This is a genomic window from Segatella copri, assembly GCF_002224675.1.
Classification (GTDB): Bacteria; Bacteroidota; Bacteroidia; order Bacteroidales; family Bacteroidaceae; genus Prevotella; species Prevotella copri_U.
Window position 1 is genome coordinate 60439 of sequence record NZ_NMPZ01000016.1, and the last position, 26720, is coordinate 87158.

22 protein-coding genes are annotated in these 26720 nt (G+C 49.7%); 10 read left to right on the forward strand and 12 right to left on the reverse strand.

All coding sequences use genetic code 11. The features are described 5' to 3' along the window. Window positions 1-14 precede the first annotated feature (14 nt). From CFT61_RS10580 to CFT61_RS10615, 8 genes are all read left to right on the forward strand, one after another. On the forward strand, window positions 15-1958 hold the full coding sequence (locus CFT61_RS10580) for a phosphoethanolamine transferase (protein ID WP_089544399.1): 1944 nt from the start codon (window positions 15-17) through the stop codon (window positions 1956-1958). Then, window positions 1955-3100, forward strand: a complete 1146-nt coding sequence (locus CFT61_RS10585) for an acyltransferase family protein (RefSeq protein ID WP_089544400.1) — start codon at window positions 1955-1957, stop codon at window positions 3098-3100. The genes CFT61_RS10580 and CFT61_RS10585 overlap by 4 nt, the downstream gene beginning before the upstream one ends. A gap of 9 nt (window positions 3101-3109) precedes the next feature. After that, on the forward strand, window positions 3110-4114 hold the full coding sequence (locus CFT61_RS10590; RefSeq protein WP_089544401.1) for an acyltransferase family protein: 1005 nt from the start codon (window positions 3110-3112) through the stop codon (window positions 4112-4114). Window positions 4115-4149: 35 nt separating this feature from the next. Beyond that, window positions 4150-5055 carry a decaprenyl-phosphate phosphoribosyltransferase gene (locus CFT61_RS10595; RefSeq protein WP_089544402.1) on the forward strand — a complete coding sequence of 302 codons (906 nt, stop codon included), beginning with the start codon at window positions 4150-4152 and terminating at the stop codon, window positions 5053-5055. Window positions 5056-5120: 65 nt separating this feature from the next. Next, complete coding sequence (locus CFT61_RS10600; protein ID WP_089544403.1) at window positions 5121-5762, forward strand: HAD family hydrolase; 642 nt, start codon at window positions 5121-5123, stop codon at window positions 5760-5762. 102 nt (window positions 5763-5864) lie between these two features. Then, window positions 5865-6875 carry an acyltransferase family protein gene (locus CFT61_RS10605; protein WP_089544404.1) on the forward strand — a complete coding sequence of 337 codons (1011 nt, stop codon included), beginning with the start codon at window positions 5865-5867 and terminating at the stop codon, window positions 6873-6875. A gap of 86 nt (window positions 6876-6961) precedes the next feature. Beyond that, on the forward strand, window positions 6962-7399 hold the full coding sequence (locus tag CFT61_RS10610; RefSeq protein WP_153097615.1) for a GtrA family protein: 438 nt from the start codon (window positions 6962-6964) through the stop codon (window positions 7397-7399). 73 nt (window positions 7400-7472) lie between these two features. Beyond that, window positions 7473-8951: a DUF6080 domain-containing protein gene (locus CFT61_RS10615; protein ID WP_089544405.1), complete on the forward strand. Its 1479-nt coding sequence runs from the start codon at window positions 7473-7475 to the stop codon at window positions 8949-8951. A gap of 7 nt (window positions 8952-8958) precedes the next feature. Here CFT61_RS10615 and CFT61_RS10620 read toward each other — a convergent pair whose 3' ends face one another. Next, window positions 8959-9984 (reverse strand): hemolysin activation protein, encoded by a 1026-nt coding sequence (locus CFT61_RS10620; protein WP_089544406.1) that lies wholly within the window; start codon window positions 9982-9984, stop codon window positions 8959-8961. Between the two features lie 195 nt (window positions 9985-10179). On the opposite strand from CFT61_RS10620, the gene CFT61_RS10625 reads away from it, so the two are divergent. After that, entirely contained in the window at window positions 10180-11517 is a 1338-nt protein-coding gene (locus CFT61_RS10625; protein ID WP_089544407.1) for a DUF6080 domain-containing protein, read from the forward strand. Between the two features lie 48 nt (window positions 11518-11565). Then, window positions 11566-12381 (forward strand): LicD family protein, encoded by an 816-nt coding sequence (locus CFT61_RS10630; RefSeq protein ID WP_089544408.1) that lies wholly within the window; start codon window positions 11566-11568, stop codon window positions 12379-12381. Window positions 12382-12742: 361 nt separating this feature from the next. Here CFT61_RS10630 and CFT61_RS10635 read toward each other — a convergent pair whose 3' ends face one another. The 11 genes from CFT61_RS10635 to tsf all read right to left on the reverse strand — a co-directional run bounded on the left by CFT61_RS10635 (window position 12743) and on the right by tsf (window position 26680). Then, window positions 12743-13771: an NAD-dependent epimerase/dehydratase family protein gene (locus tag CFT61_RS10635; RefSeq protein ID WP_089544409.1), complete on the reverse strand. Its 1029-nt coding sequence runs from the start codon at window positions 13769-13771 to the stop codon at window positions 12743-12745. A gap of 57 nt (window positions 13772-13828) precedes the next feature. Further along, entirely contained in the window at window positions 13829-14548 is a 720-nt protein-coding gene (locus tag CFT61_RS10640; RefSeq protein ID WP_089544410.1) for an IspD/TarI family cytidylyltransferase, read from the reverse strand. 12 nt (window positions 14549-14560) lie between these two features. Continuing rightward, window positions 14561-15520 (reverse strand): glycosyltransferase, encoded by a 960-nt coding sequence (locus tag CFT61_RS10645; RefSeq protein WP_089544411.1) that lies wholly within the window; start codon window positions 15518-15520, stop codon window positions 14561-14563. A 65-nt stretch (window positions 15521-15585) separates the two neighbouring features. After that, window positions 15586-17031 (reverse strand): lipopolysaccharide biosynthesis protein, encoded by a 1446-nt coding sequence (locus tag CFT61_RS10650; RefSeq protein ID WP_089544412.1) that lies wholly within the window; start codon window positions 17029-17031, stop codon window positions 15586-15588. 34 nt (window positions 17032-17065) lie between these two features. Continuing rightward, window positions 17066-17842, reverse strand: coding sequence for a glycosyltransferase family 2 protein (locus CFT61_RS10655; RefSeq protein ID WP_089544413.1), 777 nt, complete (start codon window positions 17840-17842; stop codon window positions 17066-17068). Next, a complete protein-coding gene (locus CFT61_RS10660) occupies window positions 17839-19113 on the reverse strand; it encodes a glycosyltransferase family 4 protein (protein ID WP_089544414.1) in 1275 nt (424 codons plus the stop codon). The genes CFT61_RS10655 and CFT61_RS10660 overlap by 4 nt, the downstream gene beginning before the upstream one ends. A 470-nt stretch (window positions 19114-19583) precedes the next feature. Continuing rightward, the gene (gene ispF / locus CFT61_RS10665) at window positions 19584-20063 is read right to left on the reverse strand and encodes a 2-C-methyl-D-erythritol 2,4-cyclodiphosphate synthase (protein ID WP_089544415.1); all 480 of its coding nucleotides are present in this window, start codon (window positions 20061-20063) and stop codon (window positions 19584-19586) included. 38 nt (window positions 20064-20101) lie between these two features. Beyond that, window positions 20102-21292 (reverse strand): type IX secretion system outer membrane channel protein PorV, encoded by a 1191-nt coding sequence (gene porV / locus CFT61_RS10670; RefSeq protein WP_089544416.1) that lies wholly within the window; start codon window positions 21290-21292, stop codon window positions 20102-20104. Window positions 21293-21320: 28 nt separating this feature from the next. Next, window positions 21321-24935, reverse strand: a complete 3615-nt coding sequence (gene porU / locus CFT61_RS10675; RefSeq protein WP_089544417.1) for a type IX secretion system sortase PorU — start codon at window positions 24933-24935, stop codon at window positions 21321-21323. 9 nt (window positions 24936-24944) lie between these two features. Next, the gene (locus CFT61_RS10680) at window positions 24945-25562 is read right to left on the reverse strand and encodes a fumarylacetoacetate hydrolase family protein (protein ID WP_089544418.1); all 618 of its coding nucleotides are present in this window, start codon (window positions 25560-25562) and stop codon (window positions 24945-24947) included. Window positions 25563-25684: 122 nt separating this feature from the next. Further along, window positions 25685-26680, reverse strand: a complete 996-nt coding sequence (tsf, locus tag CFT61_RS10685; protein WP_089544419.1) for a translation elongation factor Ts — start codon at window positions 26678-26680, stop codon at window positions 25685-25687. Between the last annotated feature and the right edge of the window lie 40 nt (window positions 26681-26720).

Genomic DNA, 26720 nt, shown 5'->3' on the forward strand with positions numbered 1-26720 from the left:
ATCAATAGAAAGCTATGAGTTGGAAAGAAATCATCAAGAACTGTCTTAGTCTGGCATCAGCCCCTATCAGGCGCAATGCCAACTTCTTTGTGTCCATGTACATCCTGGGCATGGTTAGTTCACTCATCACGATTCCGAAGAACGGAACGCTCTACGAGAACATGTTCCTGGAGCTGTTCCTGGACCTCTATATCGTGAGCGCCATCCTCGCCGTATTCCCGAAGAAGGTGCGCAGGGGACTGCGTGCCATATTATACATTATATTATATGTCACGGCTGCCGCCGATACCTACTGCTTCGTGAATTTCGGTTCCACACTCAATCCTTCTATGCTGATGCTGGTGGGAGAAACCAACAGTTCCGAGGCAAGCAGCTTCCTCTCTGCCCTCATCTCTGTCGAAGTGCTCTTCAGCAGCGTAGGCTGGATTCTGCTCCTGGCGCTCCTGCAGATACTCATCGTCATCTTCCGAAAACGGCTCATCAAGATCTACGTCTTCCTCGTTACCGTACTCGAATTGGCATCGCTCAAGAAGCGACTGATGGCTATTCCGCGAATGACGGCAGCCATGCCAGCCACCTTCGGTATCCTCTGCCTGGCTATCCTCATCACTTCCATCTGCACCTCCTGGCACAACAAGGAGGCTTACCATAAGCTGATGTCGGGAAGAACCATCGGAGAGGTAGAGCACACCCTCACAGAGAAAGATCACGCCGTGCTCTATCTGCCAATCTACCGCCTCCAATTCAGCATCTATGCCAACCAGCTGGCAGCGCATCAGATTACCCAACTGATTCATGCAGCCCACGAGGTGAAGGTAGATAGCTGCAGCTTCCGCTCGCCAAACATCGTGCTGATCATCGGCGAAAGCTACGGTCGCCATCATTCACAGCAATATGGCTACTTCATGAAAACCACCCCAAACCAATCGGCGCTGGAGAAATCGAAGAAACTCACCAAGTTTACAGATGTCGTGACCTGCTGGAACCTCACCAGCTTCGTATTCAAGCACATGCTCTCTACCTATGTGGTAGGCGACAAGGGAGAATGGTGCGACTATCCGCTCTTCCCGGAGGTATTCCGCAAGGCAGGATACAACGTAACCTTCATCACCAACGAATTCCTGCCTCAGGCTAAGGAGGCGGTATATGACTTCAGCGGCGGCTTCTTCCTGAACAATCCGGAACTGAGCAAGCTGCAGTTCGACCACAGAAACACCCAGTTGCATGCACTGGACGATGGACTGCTGAAAGATTATGATGACAGTCTGAAACAATTCAAGACCGACCATAATCTTACCATTTTCCATCTGATGGGGCAGCACGTGAACTACAAGCTGCGCTATCGCCAGAACCAGGCTAAGTTCTGGGCAAGCAGCTACGAAGACAAGCGCCCAGAGCTGACCGATGCCCAGCGCAAGGTATTGAGTCATTACGACAACGCCACCCTCTACAACGACTCCATCGTGGCAGAGATCGTGAAACGATTCCAGAAGGAAGATGCCGTCATCATCTATGTGCCCGACCATGGCGAGGAGTGCTACGAGGAAAACCGTGGCTTCATCTGCCGCAACCACTCCGCCAACATCGACTGGAAACTGGCACACTATGAGTTTGAGATTCCTTTCTGGATCTACTGCTCAAAGAAATACATCCAGAAACACCGCGCCATCTACCGGCAGATACGTGCCACCAAGGACAAGCGGATGATGACGGATGCCCTGCCGCACCTGCTGCTGTATCTTGCCGGCATAGAGACTCCGACCTACAAGGATGAGAACAATATCCTGAGTCCGAAATACAACGAGATGCGCCCCCGCATCCTGAAGAACTCTGCCGACTACGACAAGCTGAGGGATGAATATTTCAAGACGCAGGCTAAGCAGGAAGAAAAGAAGCAAGACAAGAAAAAAGATAAGAAACAAGGTAAGAAACAAACAAAGAAAGGAGTCAGGAAATGAATCAGAACATACTTTCCAGAAGTGCATGCAATGCATTGAGAGGACTTGCCATCATCGGCATCTTCCTACACAACTATTGCCATTGGCTAGGTCCGATTGTCAAGGAGAATGAATATCAGTTCTTCCAGCACAACACCGACTGGCTGCTGCAGGTGATGGCGAATCCCGACATCAACCTGCCTGTCCATCTGCTGTCGTTCTTCGGTCATTACGGAGTGCCCGTATTCCTCTTCCTGAGTGCGTACGGACTGGTGATGAAGTATGAAGCCAAGCCTCATCTTTCTGCCGACCAGCAGGCTCAGATGTACAACATTTCGGGCAGGAAGCAATCCTGGAGCATCAGCTGGCGCGAACCTCTGCGCTTCATCCGCTATCACTATCTGAAGCTCTTCAAGATGATGATCGTGGGTTTCATCGCTTTCACGATGATAGACTACATCACTCCGGGTCCACGCCATTACGAGGTGCTGGGCATCGTATCGATGCTGGGTATGTTTAACAATGTATTGCCCAACCCCGACAACATCATCTGGCCAGGACCTTACTGGTTTTTCGGTCTGATGCTGCAGCTTTACATCGTATATCGACTGCTGCTCTATCGCCGGCATTGGGGATGGACGGTAGGCTTGATGCTTCTCTGCATCGGCATCCAGCTGCTGCTGGGCTTTGACAATCCCGAGAGCGAGGCGATGAACCGCTACCGCTATAATTTCATGGGCGGTATGCTGCCATTCGGTCTGGGCATTCTGTACGCCCGCTATGGCGAGAAGATTCTGATGACCTTCCATTCTCCTGTAACCAATATCTTCGGCTGCGTATTCTGCATCTCGCTGATCTACAGTCTGAGTCTCAATATGATAGGATGGACCTTCGTACCATTCTTCATCTGTCTGCTCAGTGTGCTTGTAGCCGATTTGTTGCAGGAGGTAAGTTGGCTGTCGGGCATCTACAAGGTTCTGGAATGGATGGGCGTCATCTCAGCCGCCCTCTTCGTCACCCATCCCATCACCCGCAAGATATTCATCCCCATCAGCCGTCATGGAGACATCTATGCCGGACTGCTGCTCTACATCATATCGAGCATCTGCCTGGCTTGGCTCTTCACCCAACTGATGAAGAAGATTCCAAACCCGAAATATTAAAAGAAAATCATGAAGATAAAAGATATAGAACTGGCGAATATCAGCAGATATCGCGGTGAATTGATGGGAGCCGCCATGCTCTTCATCATTCTCTTTCATGTAGCACTGCCTAGAGAGAACGCTTTCTTCGGATTGCGCCGCATGGGCAATGTAGGAGTAGATATGTTTCTGTTTCTCAGCGGCATCGGCCTGTGGTTTTCCTGGATGAAGAATCCTTCTGCCAAGCATTTCTTCATCCGCCGTTACCTGCGTATCTACCCGGCGTGGCTCATCATCGCCTGTCTCTACTACATTCCCCGATTCCGGGGAGGAGACCTCGAGGCGTGGATCAACCTGATAGGCGAGATTACCATCAACTGGAATTTCTGGCGATACGACGAGCTTACCTTCTGGTACATCCCAGCCACCATGATGCTCTATCTCTTCGCCCCTGCCTATATGGAACTCATCAAGCGCCACCCCATCTACAAATGGCTGCCGGTGGTGATGATCATGTGGTGCATCCTGGTGCAATACGTCACACCGATTCATCAAGCTGTAGGCCATCTGGAAATCTTCTGGAGCCGAGTACCTATCTTCTTCATCGGCATCAATATGGGCGAGATGGTGCGCCAGAAGCAGACGCTTGATGGTGCCAGCATCTGGATGATATGGCTGATGTTCCTGATGACGCTGCTCGCAAGCATCTTCCTGGAACAGGAGAAGCACGGCATGTTTCCGCTCTTCCTGGAGCGTATGCTTTACATCCCGCTCACCATCACGAGCATCCTGCTCCTGAACCGCATCTTCCGTCGTACCCCAGGATGGTTTAACCGCAGCTTTATGCTGGTAGGAGCATTGAGTCTGGAATGCTATCTCATCCACATCCACTTCGTGCTCCATTATATCGAGCCTCATCACTTGGGATACTGGCCTACCTTCATCCTCTGCATCGCCATCACCCTGCCACTCTCCTGGATATTGAGCAAGATTGCAGAATGGATTTCCAAGGAATTATCTCAGATTATTAAATAAAAAGAATCATCTTAGATTAAATAAAAGAAGTTTTTATGAACGAGAATGAAATAAAAGACAGCAAAGGCTTGGCTGCCTTGATGCGCCTGATCCGCCCGAAGCAGTGGATCAAGAATATGTTTATCTTCGTGCCCCTCTTCTTTGGCGGTGCCCTGTTTCATACAGATGCCCTGCAGGCGGGTCTGATCGCTTTCTTTGCCTACAGCTTTGCCGCATCGAGCATCTATTGCTTCAACGACATCCATGATGTGGAGGCAGACCGCCGCCACTCGGTGAAGTGTCACCGCCCTATCGCATCAGGAGCCGTAAGCATCAGGCAGGCTTACGCTTTGATGTTTCTGATGCTTATCCTCTCAATGGGGGTATGCAGTCTGCTCGATTCGTGGGAGACGATGGGAATCATCGCCTTCTATTGGGTCATGAACCTCTGCTATTGCGCCAAGCTCAAGCAGTATGCCATCATTGACGTGTGCATTGTGGCATTCGGATTTGTGCTCCGCTTGCTGGCGGGTGGCGTTGCTACGCACATCATACTCAGTAAATGGATAGTACTGATGACCTTCCTCATCACCCTCTTCATGAGTTTTGCCAAGCGCCGCGATGACGTGCTGCGAATGGAAAAGACGGGCGAGGCGCCACGCAAGAATACGAGCCGATACAACCTCACCTTCATCAATCAGGCTATCACCATCACGGCATCAGTTACCCTGGTTTGCTACATCATGTACACGGTGAGCCCAGAAGTAATAGAGAATTTCCATACCGAATACCTCTATCTTACCAGCGTATTTGTATTGGTAGGTTTGCTGAGATACATCCAGATTGCAGTGGTTGACCAGAAAAGTGGCGACCCTACGAAGATTATTCTGCGAGACCGAATCACCCAGTTTATCGTTCTCGCCTGGTTACTCTCCTTCCTCTTCCTTATCTACATTGAATAAGGAGAGGATATCTTTATTAAGAGGATATCTTTATTAAAGAGAACAACTTAAACACAGAAGAAGAAATGAAGAAGAAATTATACTGTTTCGATTTCGACGGAACACTGACAACGAGTGATACCCTGCTCGAATTCATCAAGTATGCCAAAGGCAGAGGCCGCTTCCTGATGGTTTTCCTGATGTACAGCCCACTGCTGGTGCTGATGAAACTGCACCTGTATCCCAACTGGAAGGCGAAGCAGCAGATCTTCGCCCACCTCTTCGCCGGCATGCGCATCGAAAAATTTGATGCTCTCTGCCGTGGGTTTGCAGAAGAAAACCAGCATCTGCTCCGTCCTAAGGGCATCACCCTGGTACATGAAGCATTGGTAGCTGGAGCTCAGGTCTTCATCGTAAGTGCCAGCATCGACAACTGGGTGCGCCCCTTCTTTGATATCCGCAATCTGAAAGGCGTTCAGGTACTTGGTACACAGATAGAAGTAGAAGACGGCAAGCTGACGGGACGCTTCAAGAGCAACAACTGCTATGGAGCAGAGAAAGTATGCCGAATCACGGAAGCCCTTTCTGCATCCCGAACAGCAGATACCGGAGACAGAACTTTTCCCGACCGCTCTCTCTATGAGATAGAAGCCTTCGGCGACAGCCGTGGCGACAAGGAGATGCTTGTCTTCGCCGACAAGGGGCACTACAAGCCTTTCAGAGAATAAACCATCCAGGGAATAAGCCTTTCGGAGAATAATCACTCCCGGAAGAAGTCTTCCAGAAAGATAAGTCACGGATATAGATACAAATAAATCAAAAGGAATCAGATGAAAAGAAATACCGATCTCGATTTCATTCGAGCCATCCTCATTGTCCTCATGATATTGATTCATATCGTGAGCTTCGGCAACGCATATCCCCAGCTGAAGGCAGGCATTCTATCCTTTATGATGCCTACCTTCCTTATCATCACGGGCTATCTCGTGAACATCGAGAAGACCGGCAGGCAGATGGGAAACTATCTGAAATGCCTCGCCCTACCCTATGTCATCATGGTGACAGGATTTTCGGTTCTTTCCTACTACATGCCGGTGAGAGATGGCATCACTGAGCTCTCCCTCTCCCAGATAGGCGAGAAGATTTTCATCACTTCCATCGGTCCCTATTGGTTTATCCAGACTATGATTATCTGCGGAACGCTCTATTATTTCTGCTTCAGCGGAAGGAATTGGAATGATTTACGCAAGAATTATACAAAAAGGGATACCTATGCCAGTCTTTTCGTCTTCGCACTTACGCTGCTCCTGATATCGGAGACGCCTGCCCTATCGGCAAGTGCAGCTGCCTATTACTTCATCGGCGTGGTCATCCGACAGAGCAAAACGGAATGGAGCAGGCTGTTCCGCCACGAGTTTTTCGCCATCTTCCTATGGATTTATCTGCTCTACCACGATGACTGGTACGACTGGGGAAATCTGGCTATCGTCTTCTCCTGCTGGTGCTGCATCAGCACCCTGCTGTTCCTGCAACACCTGCTCGATGCCCCAGAACGCTTCAAGGACATCAGTCCGAAGATAGGAAAAGTAGCAAAGGTGACCAACAGAATCAAGGACACCTTATTATATATAGGGCGCAATACGCTGCCCATCTATCTCTTCCACCCCATCTTTACGATGGCTGCGAAGTTCTATCATCCCCTTTTCAGCTGGGATCCGAGCGAAATCTCGTTTGCTGCCGTCACCATCCTCCTTGCCATTACAGGCAGCCTGCTCATTGCCAAGATGATGGAGAAGACCAAACTGGCATATCTCTTCGGAAAAGGGAAACTATTAAGATAAATCCAGGCAGATTAATATTTTGTAGAAAGAATATTTGCTAGAAACAGGAAAAAAGCGTATTTTTGCACGCCGTAAAAGATAAAACAATGAATATCAAGAACAAGATTAATAATATGGATGATGCCAGACGGGAGAAGCTAGGCGAAGTCATCAGATTCGGAATCGTAGGCGGACTGGCTACGGTGCTGCAATATGTCATCTATCTGGCTATGATGCCGGTGCTGAACCATTTCATTCCACAAATGGGTGATCACAGTCTGGCTACCACAGCCAACACCATCGCCTACATCGTGAGCTTCATCTTCAATTTCATCGCCAGCACCCGATACACCTTCAAGGTGAAGGCAAACGCCAAGCGAGGTGCCGGCTTCACCCTCTCACATGTGGTAAACTATACGATGCAAACCGTCTGCCTCAACCTCTTCGTTGGTCTGGGGCTCGCCAAACAGTGGGCGATGATTCCTACCCTCTGTATCTGTATTCCCGTTAATTTCCTATTAGTAAGATTCTTCCTGAAGAAATAAAAGAATCTCCGAAAACTAGAAAGAGAAAGACAAAGAGATGATTCCTCTTAAAACTTGAAAGAAATAGAAAGATATGAAAAAGATATTCGATATTTTCAAGATCAAGAAAGAAGAAAGATGGCTCGCCCTGGGCATTTTTCTGGCGCTTGCCGTTCTGAATGGTGTAGTGATAGCCCGCTATGCCAGTCATTTCACCCTCATCACGGATGATTATTACAAGAATTTCATCCGCCACTTCTGCGTATCGGGCTTCGACCCGCTTACCTACTGGGTATTGAGCGACTGGAATGCAGCATACAATGTATATCGCCATCCGCTGCTCGCCTTCTATATGTATATTCCTTACCTCATCAATGTGGGTTTGATGAAACTCACAGGCTACAACTGTGCCCTTTTCATCGCGGTAGTCATCCAGATATTCTGCGGATTCTATGCCACCCTCTTCCTGAAAAGAATCTTCCGGGAGGTAATGGATCTCGACAAGGCGGCATCTCATATCCTTACCCTGCTGTTCTTCTCCTTCGGATATGTGATGGTTACCTGCATCGTGCCCGACCATTTCGTCATCTCCATGATGCTGCTCATCCTGGCACTCTACGTATCCGGTCTCAGAATGAAACATCACCATCCGCTCAAGATATGGCAGAGCGTGGTATATTTCATCCTTACAGCCGGCACATCGCTCAATAACGGATTGAAGATTTTCTTTTCTGCATTCTTCGTAAATGGAAAGGGATTCTTCCGCCCTAAGCATCTTCTCCTGGCAGTCATCCTGCCAGCAGCCCTGCTGTGGGGATTCTGCAGATGGGAATACCGCGTCTTCGTATGGCCTAACGAGATGGCACGCAAGGAACTGAAAGCCAAGAAAGCGGCTGAGAAGAAAGCCAGACAGGAACGTATGGCACAGATCAAGCATACCCGTGATTCGCTGACAAACGACTCCATCAAAAGAGGCTTGAAGATTATCTCTGCCCAGGAGATAGCCCAGAAAGCCAAGAACGACAGCATTCGGAAGGCAAAGGAACTGGCTAAGAAAGAAGCCAAAAAGAAAAGGGGTCCTAAGCAAGGTGCCCCTATCATGAAAGGTGAATTCATGAACTGGACGGATGCTACAAGCTCCCGCACACAGTCGATCATCGAAAATCTGATGGGCGAATCTATCCAGCTGCATCAGGATTATGTGCTGGAAGATGAATTGCGCCATCGCCCGATGTTCGTGAAATACCGATACGCCATCAATTATGTTGTAGAGGCAGTCATCATGCTGCTGTTTGTTGCCGGCATCTGGGCGGGCAGAAAGAGCAAGTATCTCTGGCTGGTGATGTCGTATTTCGGTCTAGATATGATGCTGCATATCGGACTCGGCTTCGGTCTCAACGAGGTATATATCATGGCGGGGCACTGGATATACGCCATTCCGATAGCCATCGGTTTCCTTCTGAAGCAAAAACGACAGCAGCTCTACAGCCGTTGCCTAAAAGGCGTATTGCTCGTCCTGGGTCTGGCACTGCTGATATACAATGGTATTCTGATTATCGGATATTTCTGCTAGGAAGAGATCAAGCGTGTTTATCTCTTCCAATCATCTTTCGACATCTGCGAGCCATCGCCTTGAAGATGCTGGAGAAATTACCATATCTCAGATTCAGAAAGAGTTCTTCCAGGGAGCGTGACATCTTGATGAATGGGTGGCCCCAGGCATTGATCTTGTACACCCGCTCCTTGAAATCTACGTTTTCTACTACATATTTAGGATGTTTCAGCGGAAACTCCAGTTCATGGCGCTTCATGGTGAAGATTCTGCGATAAGCCTTCGGAGTCGTCTTCATGCTGCCCGAGAAATGGGTAGAGTCATCAGAGAGACCCAGATTATTGATCAGATTCCTGCATGGCATAATGGCAAGGCTGGAATTCAGCAGCATCGAAGCCCAGAAAATGCTTTCATAAAACTCCTTTCCACTATGGGCATGATCCCTGCACATCGGGATGAAGTCCTTACGGAGCCCACGCTGGCGAACCACCGATTCCAACTGTCGCATCGCCTGCTTATCGCGCAGAAAGGCATAGTCACCCTCCCATTTGTCCACCACACGGCGCCACGATGCCCATCCCCAGATAGAGAAGACTGAAGTAAAGAAATAGCTGTCCTCGCAGTCGGGTGTCACCTCATCTTCATTGAATCCGGCAATCATGGCAATACGCTCATCGTGCTCATAGCGGTCGAGCATCTCCTTGCAGAAAGGGAAGAAAGATTGGGAAGGCACATCGTCATCTTCCAGCACGATACACTTATCCACTATCGAGAAAGCCCATTTCTGTGAGAGATACTCAGATGGATCGCATCCCTGGTTCTTGGTCTGATAAGATCTGTGCACCTCACACTCCCAATCAATATTCTCATCTGATGCTATTTGCCGGCATGCCTCGATACCCGGCACATCCCGCTCACCTCTTGCTCCATCCTGATAGAGGAACAACTGGGCAGGACGAGCCTTCTTCACCTCGTCAAACACTTTCTGAAAATTGTCGGGACGATTGAAGAAAAGCATCAATACGGCGACATCAATCTTAGCTGGCTGTTTCATATCTATGATATTCGTTAACGATACACAATTGTCGGAATCTGTCATCATCCGTTTTTTGGGAGACAAAGATAACCTAAAAAGCAGACAATGCCAAATAAACCGCCACAAAAATCCAGCCGGAATGAAATATTTCCTCATTTTTCTTCCCACAATCAATTTTTTACACTAACTTTGCAGCCAAATAAGAATAAAACGATGAAGAATATTTTTAAAATCAAGAAAGAAGAAAGGATTCTTGCACTAGTTTCGATGCTGGTATTCGCCAGCTTGAATACCGTGCTGATCCATTCCTATCCTGCTAACTTTTTCAAGGCTGGCAAACTGGGATTTTGGAGTATTTTCTACAAGCATTTCACGGTATCCGGTTTCGATGCCTACTCGTATATCTTTCTTTCCAACGAAAAGATATACTTTGAGTTGTCACGCCATCCGCTCTTTGGCGCCCTACTCTATCCCGGAGCCTGTCTCAACGACTGGCTGATGGGCTGGACTCATCACAACTGTGCCACCTTCATCATGGCAGTGATGCTCGTCATCAGCGCCACTTTCTCTGCCGTATTCTTCTTCCGCATCTGCCGGGAGCTCATCCAGCTATGCCGGTTGGATGCCTACATTCTCACGGCATTCTTTTTCTCCTTTGCCTCCATCATGCTCACCACGATGGTACCCGATCATTTCTGCTTTTCCATGCTCTGTCTGCTGGTCAGCATCTATATGGTGGGAACCTGTATGGCGCAGGGCAAACAGCTCAAGGCATGGCAGGCTAGTCTGCTGTTCCTTACCACGGCAGGAGTATCGCTGAGCAATGGCGTAAAGACCGGCATCATGTCGCTTTTCTGTAATGGCAGAAAGGTATTCTCCCCCCGATTCTTTGCCATCGCCTTCATCCTCCCGCTCCTCATCATGGGCGGCAGTTTTTACTATCAGAACGAATACATCGTCAAGCCTCAGCAGGAAAAAGGCAAGGAGATAGAAAGAAAGCTGATGCCGAAAAGACCCGATATTGCCCAAAAGAATGCCGTTCACGATGCGTGGATGGATGCTCATCGAGGCAAATCGGTATCCGATATGCCATTCCTGAAATGGACCGATGTTTCTACCCCCCGAATGGAATCCATCGTAGAAAACCTCTTTGGAGAAGGCATCCAGCTGCATCAGAAGGAACTGCTCAAAGACCTGAGCGTATCGCGCCCAACCTTTATCCGATACGATTGGGCCATCAGCTACCTCTTCGAAGCATTCGTTTTCCTGCTCTTTGCAGCCGGTGTTTTCTACAGCAGACACTCCCGTCTGATGTGGATGTGTCTGAGCTGTGCGGCATTCGATGCCTTCCTTCACCTGGTGCTCGGTTTCGGACTCAACGAGGTATATATCATGGCAGCCCACTGGATGTTCGTCATCCCATTCACCATGGGTTATGCATTCAGAGAGGCTCAACCCAAACTGGCTAATGCGATGAGAGGAGTCACTCTCTTCCTCGCCATCTACTTCTGGGCATACAATGCCACATTAATCATTACGCATTTCTTATAATCCGGGGAGAGATCCCATACGGGTCTTCCCAATAAAAATATAAAGAATATGGACTTTTACAAAGAAATCAAAGAATATAGCCAGCAGAATCTGCGGGCATGCCAACTCAAGCAGCTGGCTATTCTGGAAGAAATAGACAAAATCTGCAAGCGCCACAAGATAGAATACTGGCTGGATGGCGGTACCCTGCTCGGAGCCGTACGCCATGGCGGTTTCATACCTTGGGATGACGATATCGATATCGGTATGTCGCTGGAAGATGAAAAACGATTCGAGGAGATTGCCCCCAAGGAACTGCCCGACTGGCTCTATCTGCAGACCCCCAAATCGGATCCGGGAAGCAAGGAGCCTATCACGAAGATCCGCGACTGCAACTCTCTCTATATTGAACAGGGTGACGATTTCTGCCAGCCTTATGTAAAGGGAATCTTTGTGGATATCTTCCCTTTTGTGGATTATCCAGACATTCCCCGTTCGTGGATCAAGACCTTGACAAAGGGTATCTCCAAGAGTTATTCTATCCTGAACCACCGACACACTTACTCTCTGCGTTCCTTTGCTGAGTTCTTCTATTTCGGAGGCAAGTATTGTCTGTGCAGTGCATTATGGAAGGTAGTAGGCTTGTTCGGAAAGAAGACCCGTTATTCTGATGTTCCTTTCCTGAATGGCCGAGGCATCTCATTCGACAAGAAGGCAGTCAAGCCATTGGGTACCATCAAGTTTGAGGGCAAGGAATTCCCTGCGCCATGCAATCCCGATTCCTACCTCACCGACCTCTATGGCGATTACATGAAGATTCCACCAGTAGAAAAGCGCGAGTTCCATTCGATATTCATCCTGCCGGAACTAAGGAAAAGGAGTTAAGAAGTTAAGGAGTTAAAGGAGTTAAGACGTATGTCTTGTTGTTAAAAAACTACACAAAAAGCAGCACGCCCTGAAAGGGCAGAAGCTCCTAGCCCAGGGCATCGCCCTGGGGATTTATTGACGCGAGCCTGCCGCCCTGTAAGGGCAAAAGCTTTCAAGTACCAAGTAATATACAAAGCTTTTGCCCTTACAGGGCGTCTTGTTGACTACTATTATACCCAGGGCGATGCCCTGGGCTAGGAGCTTATGCCCTTTCAGGGCGTATTGCTTCTGGTTCTTTGTAGCCTTTCAGGGCGTATTGCTTCTGGTTCTTTGGACCTCAGCCCGTTCTTAAGCCACATGCAAAAACTCAATCTATCATTTACAGCAAAGCCTGGATGGTATGAGCCAGACCATCCTTTAATAATGTAATCGGCTTCCAGCCCAGAGCTTCCAACTTATCCGTAGCAAAAACAGCCTTGGTAATAGGAGTGGTATTGCCATGACTGGCATCATCGGGAATATCAAAGACCACCTTTCTGCCAGCCAGATCAGCAACAGTTTCTGCCAAGGTTCTGATGCTTACATTCGACTCCTCATTGGCTATATTATATGCCTCACCGTTCCCGCCCTTCAGCAGGATACAAAGCAGCGCCATCGCACAATCCACCACATAAGTCCACGAACGGAACGCCTCCCCCTTACTTTTCAGTACGATATCCTCGCCACGCAATACATTGCGGATAAACTGGGCATAAACACGATTATCGTTCTCTGTAAAGAACGGACCGTAGATATGACTCGGACGGGCGATGGACACCTCAATGCCATACTGATGAGCATAGCAGATACAAAGCGTCTCGGAAGCACGTTTTGCCGAAGGATAGCACGCCCTCGCCGTAGTAGGATCAATATACCCGCTATAGCTTTCTTCAAAGACACGACCGTCGCCCTCGCCATAGACTTCTCCGGAAGATACATAGACCAATTTCTTCAAGCCGTGCTGCAGTCCAAAGCGCAGCAGATTATCCACACCGAAGATATTAGACTTCATCACTCCCACAGGATCCTCGCTATAAAGCTGTGGACAGGCACCGCCAGCAGCATCCACGATATAATCGAAAGAGATATCCACCGACAAGGGAGCCGTAACATCAAAAGGAAGAAAATGATAATGTCCGGAACCAAGATACGCCGAAAAGCGCCTGTTAGCCCGCTCTTCGTTACGACCCGCAGCATAAACCTGATAATCCAGTTCCTCATGCTGCATCAGCATATCAACCAGACAGCCACCAATCAATCCAGTAGCGCCCAGCACCAGGATATTCTTGCCCGAAAGCTGCTGCCATGGCAGCTCAAACGCAGCCAAAGCCGCCTTTACATCTTCATTATATAGATTTGTCTGTTTCATCCTACTATCTATTTCCTTCTATTATCTATTTCAACTTATATCGGCAGAACCTATTATCTATTTCAGCCACTCATCCTTGGTGGTATGCTTCAATGCCTTAAACAGCTCCACATCCTCCGTCTGGGTAAGCTTCAATCCGTTTTTCTCAGATCCCATCACCAGGTGCTGGTTATCCACTCCCAGCTCAGCCATCAAGGTACAGGATGCCACCGTGCCGTCAATACCCTTGGCATCAGCCTCGGCGTGCGCCTTCAGCAAAGTGCCGAGAGGATAGGTATGGGGAGTCTGGGTGCGAACCAGCCGCTCGCGTGGGATGTCGATATTCTTCACACAGTCATCCACCTTCTGCATGATAGCCTCCTTGCATATCATACCCGTAATGGCATAACCATACTTTCTGCACTTCTCGATATTCTCGGTAATGATTCGCTCTGCCACCAGCGGGCGCACACCATCGTGTACCAATATGATATCATCCTCTGCACATCCGGCATCGCGCAAGCCCCACAAACCATTGCGGATGGAATGCTGATTGCTGTCACCACCCTCGAAGATCCACTTCAGCTTGGTGATGTTAAACTGGTTGGCATACGCCTGCAGTACCACTTCCCATCCCTTGAGGCACACCACGCAGATGGCGTCTATCTGAGGATGGCTCTGGAATGCCTGCATAGTATAGATGATAACAGGTATGTTATCAATCGTCATAAATTGCTTTGGGATATCCTGTCCCATACGGTTACCAACACCGCCTGCAGTCAATAATGCAATATTCATAAAGTTCGTATTTTAAGATTGTCTATTATATTGAATGTTATTATATGAGAAGATCAACGGATAACAGAAGGCACGTATCTTTGCCATCAAGCCCCGCTGATGCTTGCTGTAGTATATCTTGTCACCATGCTTCAGACAGAGGAAGCAGAGGCTGAAGAGTGCCAGCAGATTGTGATGCAGCATATAATAGCTCATGCGATGTGCCAGCGCAAACTTCGGCTCCCGGGTATGCTCATATATATAGGTATAGAGCATCTGCCAGTTGGGCTGCTGCTGCAATCTGCGATAATTGGCGATACCATAGAGGTAAGGCTGATAGGTAGGGCGGGCATCCACCTTCTTGCCTGCCTGCTTCAGTTCCTCATGACAGGCAGAAGCCAGATTCGTGCGATGCCAGTTCAGCGGTTCATCTACCATCACGATACCGCCGTGCAACTGGGCGCAGATGGCAAGACTCCAATCGTACATGATATTCGGCAGCCAGTATTCACTTGTCTGGATAAATTCCCGGCGGAGCAGCATGGTATGTCCGGCAAATCCGCAGAAGAGCAGCGCCTCCAGGCTATACTGAGGATTCACAAGATGCGTATGCTCCCTGTCGGCACCACGCAGATGGGTAGAAAAACAGATGTCATGATTGCCGATGGCAGCCACCTGCTTCTCTATCTTGGTAGGAAACCAGACATCATCCTGATCGCTGAAAGCCACAAAATCGCCCGTTGCCTTCATCGCAGCCGACTTGAAGTTCTGATTGAATCCCAGATTGCTGGCATTGCGCGAGAAATGTATGATAGGAAACTTCTCGGCATAGGCTGTGCAAATTGCCACCGTATCATCCGTAGAACCATCATCCTGGATGATGATCTCCTTCAGGGGATAGGTCTGCGAGAGTATGGAATCCAACTGCTCCCTGATATATTCGGCACCATTGTAGGTGCCCATGATGATTGAAACTGTCTTATTTGTATTCATCCTTCATTCTGATTTATTCTGCTTATCGCTGATATTTCAGCTTTATTCATATGAACCCATCAAGGTTACTTCTTTCCCATTTTCTTCTTCACGAAAGCCATACACTCCTTCAGGATGGCGGCACCGGCAATACGCATCACCAGATAGTACAGCACAACAGCCATCAGAATGCGGCAAAGCAGGAGCAGCCACAGATTGTGGATAGACTGCGTGGCGAAATAGGTAGCCGTCATCACCGCCAGGGCAGCCAGCGCAAACGGCAGGATATCCTTCAGGAACATCCATACCCGATAGCCTATCAGGCGACGGGAGAAATACTGCCATACGAACAGCCAGATGATGTTCAGCAGCACGTAGGCGATGACCATCGTGCGGATGCCCCAATGCCATATCAGAATCATCGTCAGAATCTGAACCACACCCAGGGCAAAGGTCACCCCAAAATAAGTACCCGACTTACCGTTGCTCACCACCAGACTCGACATGAGCTGGCTCATCGGAATGATGGCACCACTCACACAGAGAATCTGCAGCAGGAAGGCACTCGCCAGCCATTTTTCGGTGATAGCCAGAACGATGAACTCCCTAGCCACCATTCCAAATCCCAGCATCAGCGGGAAGGTGATGAATGCCGTGAAACGGATCAGCTTGCGCAAGGCTTCCAACTGGCGTCCCGGCTGCTCACGAAGATCTACCAACACTGGCTGAGCCACCGAATCCACCATTCCCTGTATCACGCTGTAAGCCTTGAAGTTCCACTGCGAAGCCTGGTTGTAATTACCCGTATCATGCGCCGTGAAGTAATGACCTAGCAGGATATTCAGCACATTGTTGTTGATATGCGTGGTGATGGTGGAAGCCAGCAGTTTGCAGCTGAACTTGAACATCCTGCGGATAGGTTCGAAATCGAACCGCAGACTCGGGCGCCACGGAGAATAATGCCAGAACAGCACCGTATTCACGATGCTGTAAACGATGGTCTGGGTAGCCAAAGCCCAATAAGACATGCCACAAAACGCCATGATCACTCCTACCACACTCGAAAAGAGCGTGGCGATGATGCCCGACTGCGCCCTCTGCTTCACCATCATGTGCTTGAAGAGATAAGCCGACTGAGCCGTACAGAGGCTGGAGAATAACAGCGACAGGAATGCATACCGGCAAAGAGGAACCAGTGCCGGAGTATGATAATAGCCCGCTATCAGAGGAGCACAGAGAAAAAGTACCAGGTATAGAAAACCACCTACAGAGATATTAAACCAGAATACGGAGTTATAGTCATTATCTGTAGGTTCCTTGATATTCGTGATAGCCGTGATGAAGCCCGAATTCTGCAAGGCATTGGCTATCAGAGAAAAAACAGTAATCATGGCGATCATACCATAATCGCTTGGCGACAACAGTCTGCCCAGGACGATGCCGAATATCAGTCCGATAACCTGCATCGCCCCATTGTTCATGGCTCCCCAGAAGAGGCCCTTTGCTGTTTTTTCCTTTAATGTTTCTGCCATTTAAATTTATTTTTTCTTGCTAAAATCATGCGAACTAGCGCTTAAAGAGACTTCTCACCACAAACCAGGTATGCACCAGAACCGTGGTGACAATGCCATAGTTGCTGCGCATCACCTCGAAACGCTCCTTGAGCGAAGCCTTGTGGTTCTGCACCGACATGCCGCCATCCAGATAGTTGGTGATGACAGCATGGACATTGCGCAACGGAAGATGACGCTGCTGAGCCGCCTTCATGATACGGATGCACCAATCCACATCTGCCGAAAGGCGATAGTGAAGATTATAATGGATTTGGCGGGCGATATCCGTGCGGGCATAAAACGACTGATGACAGACGAGCATTCCCCACTTGAACGAGCGCCAGTTCAGCTTCTCGGGAGGCGAAAGACGGCGATGGCGCAGGAATCTTCCTTCGTCATTCACGATATCGGTATCTCCATAAAGCACGCCCGGCAGGTTCTCGCCCTCGCCTACGCATCCCTCCACATACTCCAGGGTATCGTCAGAAGGAAACACGTCTCCCGCATTCAGAAACACGAGATAGTCGCCTGTGGCACGGTCGATGCCCTTGTTCATGGCGTCATAGAGTCCCTTGTCGGGTTCAGAATACACCACAATTTCGTGGGCATTCTCTCCAGCCTTTGCCCTGTTCTGATATGCCCGAACCATTGCCAGGGTCTTGTCCTTCGAAACACCATCTATGATCAGGTGCTCGATGTTGCAGTAAGTCTGCTTATTGACACTATCCAATGTACGCTGCAACACACGCTCAGCATTGTAGGTACAGGTTACGACGGTAAACTTAATCATATCCGGTAGTTTTTAAAGGCCATCGCCTGATTATACACCTCAACATATTTCAGCGCCACCGCATGCTGCGAATAGTTATGCATCACCTTCTGCAGGCACGCCTTCTTCAGATTCTCCCGGTCGGCTTCTTCCAGCACCCAGTGGATGCCATCCGCCAGATCCTTGGCATCGCGGTAGTTTGCCACATATCCGTTCTTCTGATGATCGATCATCTCCGGTATGCCGCCCACCTTGAATCCTACGCTCGGCACGCCGCAAGCCATCGCCTCCATGATGGTATTCGGCAGATTCTCCGACAGGGAAGGAAGCACGAAGACATCGGCAGCATTGTAAATATCTGCGATGCGCTTGTCATCACTCACATAACCGAGCGAAACGATCGGGAACGAAAGCTTGCCTTCGAACTCTTCGCTGTGTCCACCCAGTATTGCCACGCAGGTGTTCTCCCTCATCTCGGGATGCTGCTCAGCCATCAGCCGGCACGCCTCTATCAGATAATCCATGCCCTTATAAGGATTGGTGGCTCTCTGGGCGATGAAGAGGATGATGCGCTTGTCCTTCGGCAGCTGCGTGCGCAGACGGGATTCCAGCTTGTCCTGCGGACAATATACATGGGTATCTATCGGATTGGGAATCGTCTCGATGCGATGACCCGCCAGGAGTCCGCTCAACCGGGCTTCCGCTGCCAGCCATCTGCTGCAGGTAACAAAGGAAAGAGCCCCGCTGTTATACACCTTCTGCTTCTTCTTCCATATCTTCGCCGACAGATCGTTCTTTCCCCCATTTCCCGGCAGATACTTGCAGTTGCCGCAGCCATTGTTGTAATGATGGCAACCCAGGGTGAGATGACAGATGGATGAAGCCGGCCAGATGTCGTGCATGGTCCATACCACCGGTTTTCCGCTGCTGATGATCTTCCGGATGGTCTTCAGCGAAAGCATGCCCTGGTTGACCCAGTGCAGATGGATGATGTCAGCCTCCTTGAACTCAGGCAAGGAAGTGATGTCGTATCCCGCATTGGCGATATCGAGTGCAAAGAGATTCTTCCTGGAAAAATGAAGGCGGCAGAAGATGCACCAGCGCTCCCACAGGAAATTCCACTGCATCCTGAACGAGCGTGGCAAACCTACCACGGTAATATCATCGGTCACCTTATCGCGCACCAGCATCTTAGCCTTAACACCATTGTTGTTAAGGGCATCCATCAGGCGGTTGGCAGCCACGGCAGCTCCACCCGCCTTCTCACTTGTATTTACTATGAGTACTCTCATGATTATCCTTTTTATTCTGCTTGCAAAGATAATGTAAAAATTTGAGTTGGCGAAGAAAAAGAAAGACTTTCTGAGATAAAGAGAATGTTTTTTATGAAATGATGAGAATGTTTTCATAAGATAAGGAGAATGGATTGAATAGGCAGATGGGAATGGATATAATAAAACATGCCACAACTCTCAACGAGCTGTGGCATGCACTATGTTTAACTTAAAAATTCTAATCAAAATAGTCTCACGACCTTCTCAATTATCTGTTAAACAATCTACCTTAAAACCTAATAACTAAAAACCTAAATCTATTACTACTAACCTAAACAATCTATTAACCTTTTGACGCTGCAAAGATAGTACTTTTTCTACGAATCTCCAAATAATCCGGCAAAAAAAGTATTATTTTTACGATTTCTTGATATAAATCAACGGATTATTAGAAATTTCGTCAAAAATTAACAAGATTTTAACTCTCATTAATCTTTTACTATCAATACTGTAGCGTAAGCCGAGATTCCTTCCATTCTTCCGGTAAAGCCCAACTTCTCTGTGGTTGTAGCCTTGATGGAGATCTGGTCTTCCTCTACACCCATCACTTTTGCCAGGCATTCCTTCATGGCAGGAACATGCGGATTGAGCTTCGGACGCTCTGCACAGACCGTTGCATCGATGTTGCCCAGGGTATATCCCTTGGTGGCAATCAGGTCCATCGTCTTCTTGAGCAGAATCTTGGAATCCACATTGAGGGTCTCTGCTGCCGTATCAGGGAAATGATAACCGATATCACGCATATTGGCTGCACCCAGCAGGGCATCGCAAATGGCGTGAATCAACACGTCGGCATCACTATGGCCGAGCAAACCCAACTCATAATCTATCTTGATACCACCCAGCCACAAGTCACGGTTCTCTACCAGCTTGTGAACATCGTATCCAAATCCTACACGTATATTCATAATCTATTATTTATGATTAAAGTTATTAATATGTTTATCTATCGCTTGAACAGGTCTTTCAATCCGTCCATATCGAACGCCAGCGTAAAGCGCAGGGTCTGGTCGAGCGGATTGCTCTTGGCGGTGGCTACCACATAGGAAGCATCGAGCGAGAAGACATTCATCTTGAAACCGGCTCCCACCGTGAAGTACTTGCGGTTGCCCTTGCTCTGGCTCTCGTGATGATAGCCGGCACGCAGGGCAAACTTGTCATTATATACATACTCGGCACCTACGCCATAGTTGATTTCCTCCAGCTCTTCCTTGAATCCGCCTGGGGCATCGCTGAAGCTCTTGAAGATGCCGCTGATGCCCGAAATATCGTTGTATTCGCGATGCACACGGTCTTCATACTCCGAGTTGTCCTCTCCCTCCTTCTGAGCAGGAACCGTCGGTACGAGATACTTGTTGGCATCTGCGGCGATGGTAAAGCGGTTGTACTCGTCGATAGGAATCATCAGCGAGGCTCCCAGACGCAGATTGGTAGGCAGGAACTCGCCATACTCCTTACCGCTGAAGGTAATCTTGCTGCCGATATTCGAAATGTTCAGACCTACACCCAACTGGCACTCACGCGGTCCGATGTTGACATAGTTCTGATAATAGGCTGCGATATCCGCCGCAAAAGCCGAGGCTGGCGAATTTTCCTCCTGATAGTCGAAGCGCAGGTCGGAATAGATCCAGCGGATGGCTGCCGCCAGGGAAAATTTCTCGCTGAGCATCAGAGAGTAAGCCACATCAATCGACATCTCATAGGGATTGATGGTCATCGTATTGTCGTTTTCTCCCGGCTCAGAAAGAAACACCTCACCCATGTTGAAATAACGGAGCGAAGCGGATACGGCACTGTAATCGCCTATGCGGTAATAGCCCGAGAGATAGGCGAGATTCATGTCGTTGACCAGCGAGCGGAGCCATGGAGTGAAGTTCAGCGCCACGCCCGCCCTGGAGATGTTGAAAGGATACTTTGCCGGATTCCAATACTGCGAGTTGACATCCGGATCGGTTGCCGCACCCACATCACCCAGACCTCCGCCGCGGGCATCGGGCGCTATGGTCTGAGAGATGACGGCATAGTTTACCGGATTGAAAAGACTCTCCTTGGTGTCTCCCTCTCCGTTCTGCGCCGATGCCGTCAGCGCCCATACCGAGAGGAAACCGGTTGCGAATATCTTGACGATTCTATTCATACTACATGATTTTATATGATGATATTTTCTATTTTATAATGATCAGTTTCCGGGTCTTGGAGGCATAGCTGCTGCCATCCGATGAAACCTTGACCCGATACAGATAGATGCCCGTACCCAGAGGGCGACCGCCATCTACCGATAGATTCCACTTCACAGTATAGACCTCCGAAGCCGGCACTCCGCTCTCGGCATGGCGCCAGAGCTGTCTGCCCGAAGTATCATAGAGTTCGATCACCACATCCATCCGGCTCTCCGTCCTGTCGTGAGAAACGATGAAGGTGGTGGTGCTGCGGGCTGGATTCTCCGTCACGCCCACATCGAAGAGCGATGGAGCCAGACCGCTTACCACATTGAAGTGGAGGGTGGTGGTAGAACTGTTGTTCTGGATATCCCATGCCGTGAAGGTAAGCTGATGCCTGCCGGCCGGGAGTTCCGGAATACTGTAGCAGGTGGAACCGCTGGTATAGGTTCCGAAATCATACGAGAAATAACCGTTGAGATTGTAGGTCTTCGACTGATCTCCGTCTATCACCAGCTTCAGGTCATGGCCGAGTCCGCTTCCTGCGGCATTGATTCCGTCCTTGTCTGATATCCTTGCCACGAAATAAGGGGTGGTATTCACATTGCCGCCATCCACGAAGGTTGGCGAGTTCAGATAGCAGAATACCGACGGGCCGATGGAGTCGTTTCCTGCCACCACGCTGCCGCCCACCTTGAACCGTGCGCTTTCTCCATTCGCCCGCAGCTTCTTGTCGTTGCTGACGGCATAGAGATTCATCAGTCCGGTATCACCCGAATAATTGATGTCCTTAGGTACGGCAAAGCTGAAGGCGAACTTTCCGCCGGATACACTGTCAGCACCCTGATAGAGCGTCTTCTGGCGGTCGTAATACTGGAAGGCGGAAGAAGCACCGTCGGCAGTGGCATCATTCAGCTTGCAGGTAACCAGTTCCCTGGAATCCCTTACCGTAGCCGTCACTACCCCCTGGAAATCCACATCCGTCTCTACATGTCCCGCAATCCTGGCTATATCTCCGGCTCTCAGCAGCGGAACCGTATCGGTGCGCTGGCAGGAGATGCCGTTGATGGAATCCACCACTACCTTCATCATCGGCAGGTTGAGTGAGAGGGCAGGATCTCCGAGCAGGGCATACTGCAGATGGTTTTCCGAGCGGTCTATCTCGCCCGCCATCACATTGCCCAGCATCACGTCGTTCTGTGCCAGCCGGTGTGCCTCGCCTATCGCAAGCGGTTTGCCGTCTTCCCGGCTCAGCACCCTGCGCAGGAAGGCACGGTTCATATACTTGTTCTGCTGGGCAAACACGGTACGCGTGGTACCATAGAATGCCACAGCTCCACCTTTTTCATTCAGCAGGGCAGCCTCGCCGATGGTAGATTTCGTACCGTCAAAGGGCATGATGTCGCAGGATGCCGTCACCCACAGCGGCAGGTTTTCGTTTCTGAACGATTCGAAATCCGTGATCTTGAGCACGTTTTCATGCGAAATCTGGGTCTCGCTTCCATGCCCGGCATAATCCATCACCAGGGCACCACTAGCCTGCTGCTGCCTGATGATACTGGAGACTTCGGGATAGGTATTTCCCGTTGAGGAGGTCTGGCGGGTATAGGCATCCCACATCACCTTTCTGATGAGATAGCCCGGATAGAGCGAGGCGATATCGTCTGCCACCTCGTTGGCATCCGCCATGTGGAGATTCTCGTTGCCGTCATCTCCCATGAACATCAGGGTGTTCTGCCAGGCTCCGGCATTGGCGTTCTTCTTGTAGTTGATGGTCTTGTCCACCAGTATCTTGGCTTCCTGCGCCGTGGTCACCGGGAATCGTCCTACCGCCACATCCTGCAGTTCGGTTCTCGGATCGGCTCCCTTTCCTTCGCCGATGATTCCCAGCCAGCTGTCGCTCACATAGCAGGTGGTCTTGCTGAACGAGTCATCGCTCTCATGACAGAGCAGGTAATCATCCGGATTCAGCAGCCTGCAGTCTGCCGTGAGCATCCGGTTGTCCCATACGCAGTCGCCGAAGAGCAGCAGATACTTAGGCATGTCGGCATCTGTAGCCGCCCTGTCGCTCAGCATCCGCAGATAGCGGCGGTAGGCATTGGCATCGGGGGTACCGCTGGAAAATTCATTATAGAGTTCATCGGCGGGCACGATATTCACGCGCAGCCCGTCGTGGGTTTCGTGGAATTCCTTGAGCCGCTGTGCCTGCCTGAGCAGTTTCTGCGAGGTTGGGATGATGATCACCATGTCGGCAGCCCCGTCGGCATGGTGATCCTGCGGGGTGATGCCATACACATACTCGGCTGCAGGAATCTGACTTCCGAAACCGGCAAACGGCGCAGGCTTCTCCCAGGTTACGGCTACATAATCCAGATGAACCGGTCCACCGCTGAGTGGCTGTATCTCGATGGTATCCTTCTCCCTGAAATCCTGAAGCGGATAGGTGGCGCTCCTTTCCACGCCTACCGTATAGGCACTGCTGCTGGTATTGGTAGGCAATTGGAGGCTCATGGTTCCCAGTTCCTGCCGGTTCTTCCTGATCTGCACCTGGGTGTTGGTGCCGGCGGTAACAGCCACCACCAGCTTTCCCCGGCTGCATCCGGTAGGATTGGTGATGACCACCTTCTGGGTATCACCCACCTTGACGGCTGTAGGATGGAAGAGATTCCTTCCACCCTGCATCCAGCTGAACCCATCTACTTCATAAAGAGAATGATAATCTTCCGGCATCGGATGGCAGGAAGATACGAAAGAGGCTGAATCTGCCCAGAGACTCGGCGACTCATCGCCCTGGGTGATGAAATAACAGCCATAGTCTGAATAGGGATTGCGGGTGCGCACCGTAGCCGTAGGGCTGCTCCAGCTCACCGCACCTCGGGCATAGAAATAATGTCTGCCATCCACTACATATTGCGGCACCTCCTTCAGGTCGTCAGTCTCCCGAATATCCTGGGCATAGAGCGCTTCGTTCTGGAGATTTCCTCCATAACCGTAGATCTTCACCTTGCTGATATCCGAAAAACCGGCACGGCGCACCACATCGGCAGTCAACTGATGGATACCCGTTTCGCTCACCTTGATCTTCGCCCATTTTCCGCTTGCCAGCACAGAATGGTCGGCATAGGCGGGAGAAGAATCCTCCCCGCCGCGTGTCTGCAGTCGGGCTTCCTGCTGCGAACGTTTCAGCAAATGCAACTGGCTCTGCGAACGCACCAGCGGCTTCGCCTGGATATCCAGCATGAAGCTCACCAGCGCCTGGTATCTGTGCTCCCTGAAGACCAGAGGAGAAAAGGAAATCACCAGCAAGCCTTGTTTCCGGCATTCGGTTACCTGCTGGCAGATGGCCACCTGCTCAGGGAGAGCAGCGCCCGAAAGCCGGTTGTAATGAGAAATATCGGTAGCAGGCATATCCACATACTCCGGATATTTCACTGTTACCGTATAGATAGAATCCTGATAATCACCCTGCAAAGGCAAAGAATATACGAATTGAGGCAATATGGAGTCCACCTTCACCTCCTGCGAGGTAAGGTTGAAGAATCTCTGTGCCGCAGCAGGCAGCGCCATCAGCACCAGCACTGCCACGATACAGAGGTATTGCCATATTCTACTCTTATTCATATATTCTTTCTATTTACACATAAAGTCGAGTACCTTTCTATCTTCAAGATAGCCCTCCAGATGGTCATCGATCTTCACCGGACCGCATCCTGTAGGACAACCCGTATAGAGTAGGTCTCCAGTCTTGAGCGTAAAATACTGGCTGATGTACGAGATGATTTCATCCACCTTGTAGAGCATATCACTCGAACAGCCTTCCTGCACATTCTCGCCGTTGATGTTGAGATGGAAGTGGATAGCCTGGATGTCACGGAACTTCTGGATATCCACCCATTCGCCGATGGCGGCAGAACCGTCGAATCCCTTGGCAAGCTCCCAAGGCTGTCCAGCCTCTCTCAGCTTCTTCTGCATCTCGCGGGCGGTAAAGTCGATGCCCACGGTCACCGCATCATAATAGCGGTGGGCGAAACGCTGCGGAATGGTCTTGCCCAACTTGCAGATGCGCACCACCAGTTCGGTCTCATACTCTATTCTTCCCAGATGATCCGGGATGAAGAAAGGCTTGCCGTTGTTGAGCAGCGCAGAATCAGCCTTGGTAAAAATAACAGGACGCTCTGGTTTAGATAACGTACCATGCAGCGATTTATTGTGTTCGGTATAGTTCATACCGATAGCAAATATCTTCATAACCCCAAAAATATATATAAAAAAGAAATGGGAGTTAGAAGCAAAGCTAAGCTTTAACTCCATAACTCCCGGATATTCTAATTTAACTATAAGTCAAATTAATGCTTGCTTTCGAGTAATGATTACTCAGCAGCAAGAGTAAAGCGCTGGTAAGCTACGATCTTGAGATCCTTGCTCTGAGAAGCGAGGTACTGAGCAACAGTCTGCTTGTCACCATCACCGAACTGGAACTCCTGGTCAACGAGGCAGTTCTCCTTGAAGAACTTAGCCAGACGACCATTAGCGATGTTCTGGATCATAGTTGGGTTCAAAGAAGCAGCCTTCTCCTCAGCTACAGTCTTCTTGATGTTGCGAGCCTCCTCAGCCTGCTCAGGAGTCAACCAACCCTTCTTGGTGTTGCTCTCGATGTGATCCTCAGAGTCAACGTGAGCTGGGTTGATGCCAGCCTTCTTCAAAGCAGCGTTAACAGCCTTCTCTACGAGCTCTTCCTTAGTCTTGGCAACAGCAACCTCGAGCTCAGTCTTCTTTGTCTCCTCAGAAACAGAAGACTCGTCGAGAGCTACAGGGCGCATAGCAGCTACCTGCATAGCTACCTTGTGACCAGCCTCCGCGTTGTTCTCGTTGAGCTGAACCATAGTACAGAGAGTGTGCTTGTTCATGTGGTCATAAACCTCGATGTTGTCACCCTCGAGAACGCAGTAGCCGTCGAGCTCCATCTTCTCACCGGTGATACCAGAGCGCTGTGTAACAGCAGCCTGAGCCTCAGACTCGCCAACCTTCAAAGCCTTCACCTCGTCGAGAGTGTGAGCCTTTGCAGCGATAGCAGCGTCGAGGATGTCAGATGTCAACTTGATGAAGTCAGCACCGTTAGCTACGAAGTCAGTCTCACACTTCAGAGCGATGATAGCAGCGAAATCGTTAACCTTCTTAACGAGAACGCAACCGTTAGAAGTCTCACGGTCAGAACGCTTAGCAGCGATAGCGAGACCACGCTCACGGAGCAACTCCTTTGCCTTATCGAAATCACCTTCAGCCTCTGTGAGTGCCTTCTTAACGTCAGCAAGACCAGCACCAGTCATAGCGCGAAGTTTCTTGATATCTTCAATTGAAACAGCCATAATATTTTTCTAATATTAAAAGTTAATAATAATCTTTGCT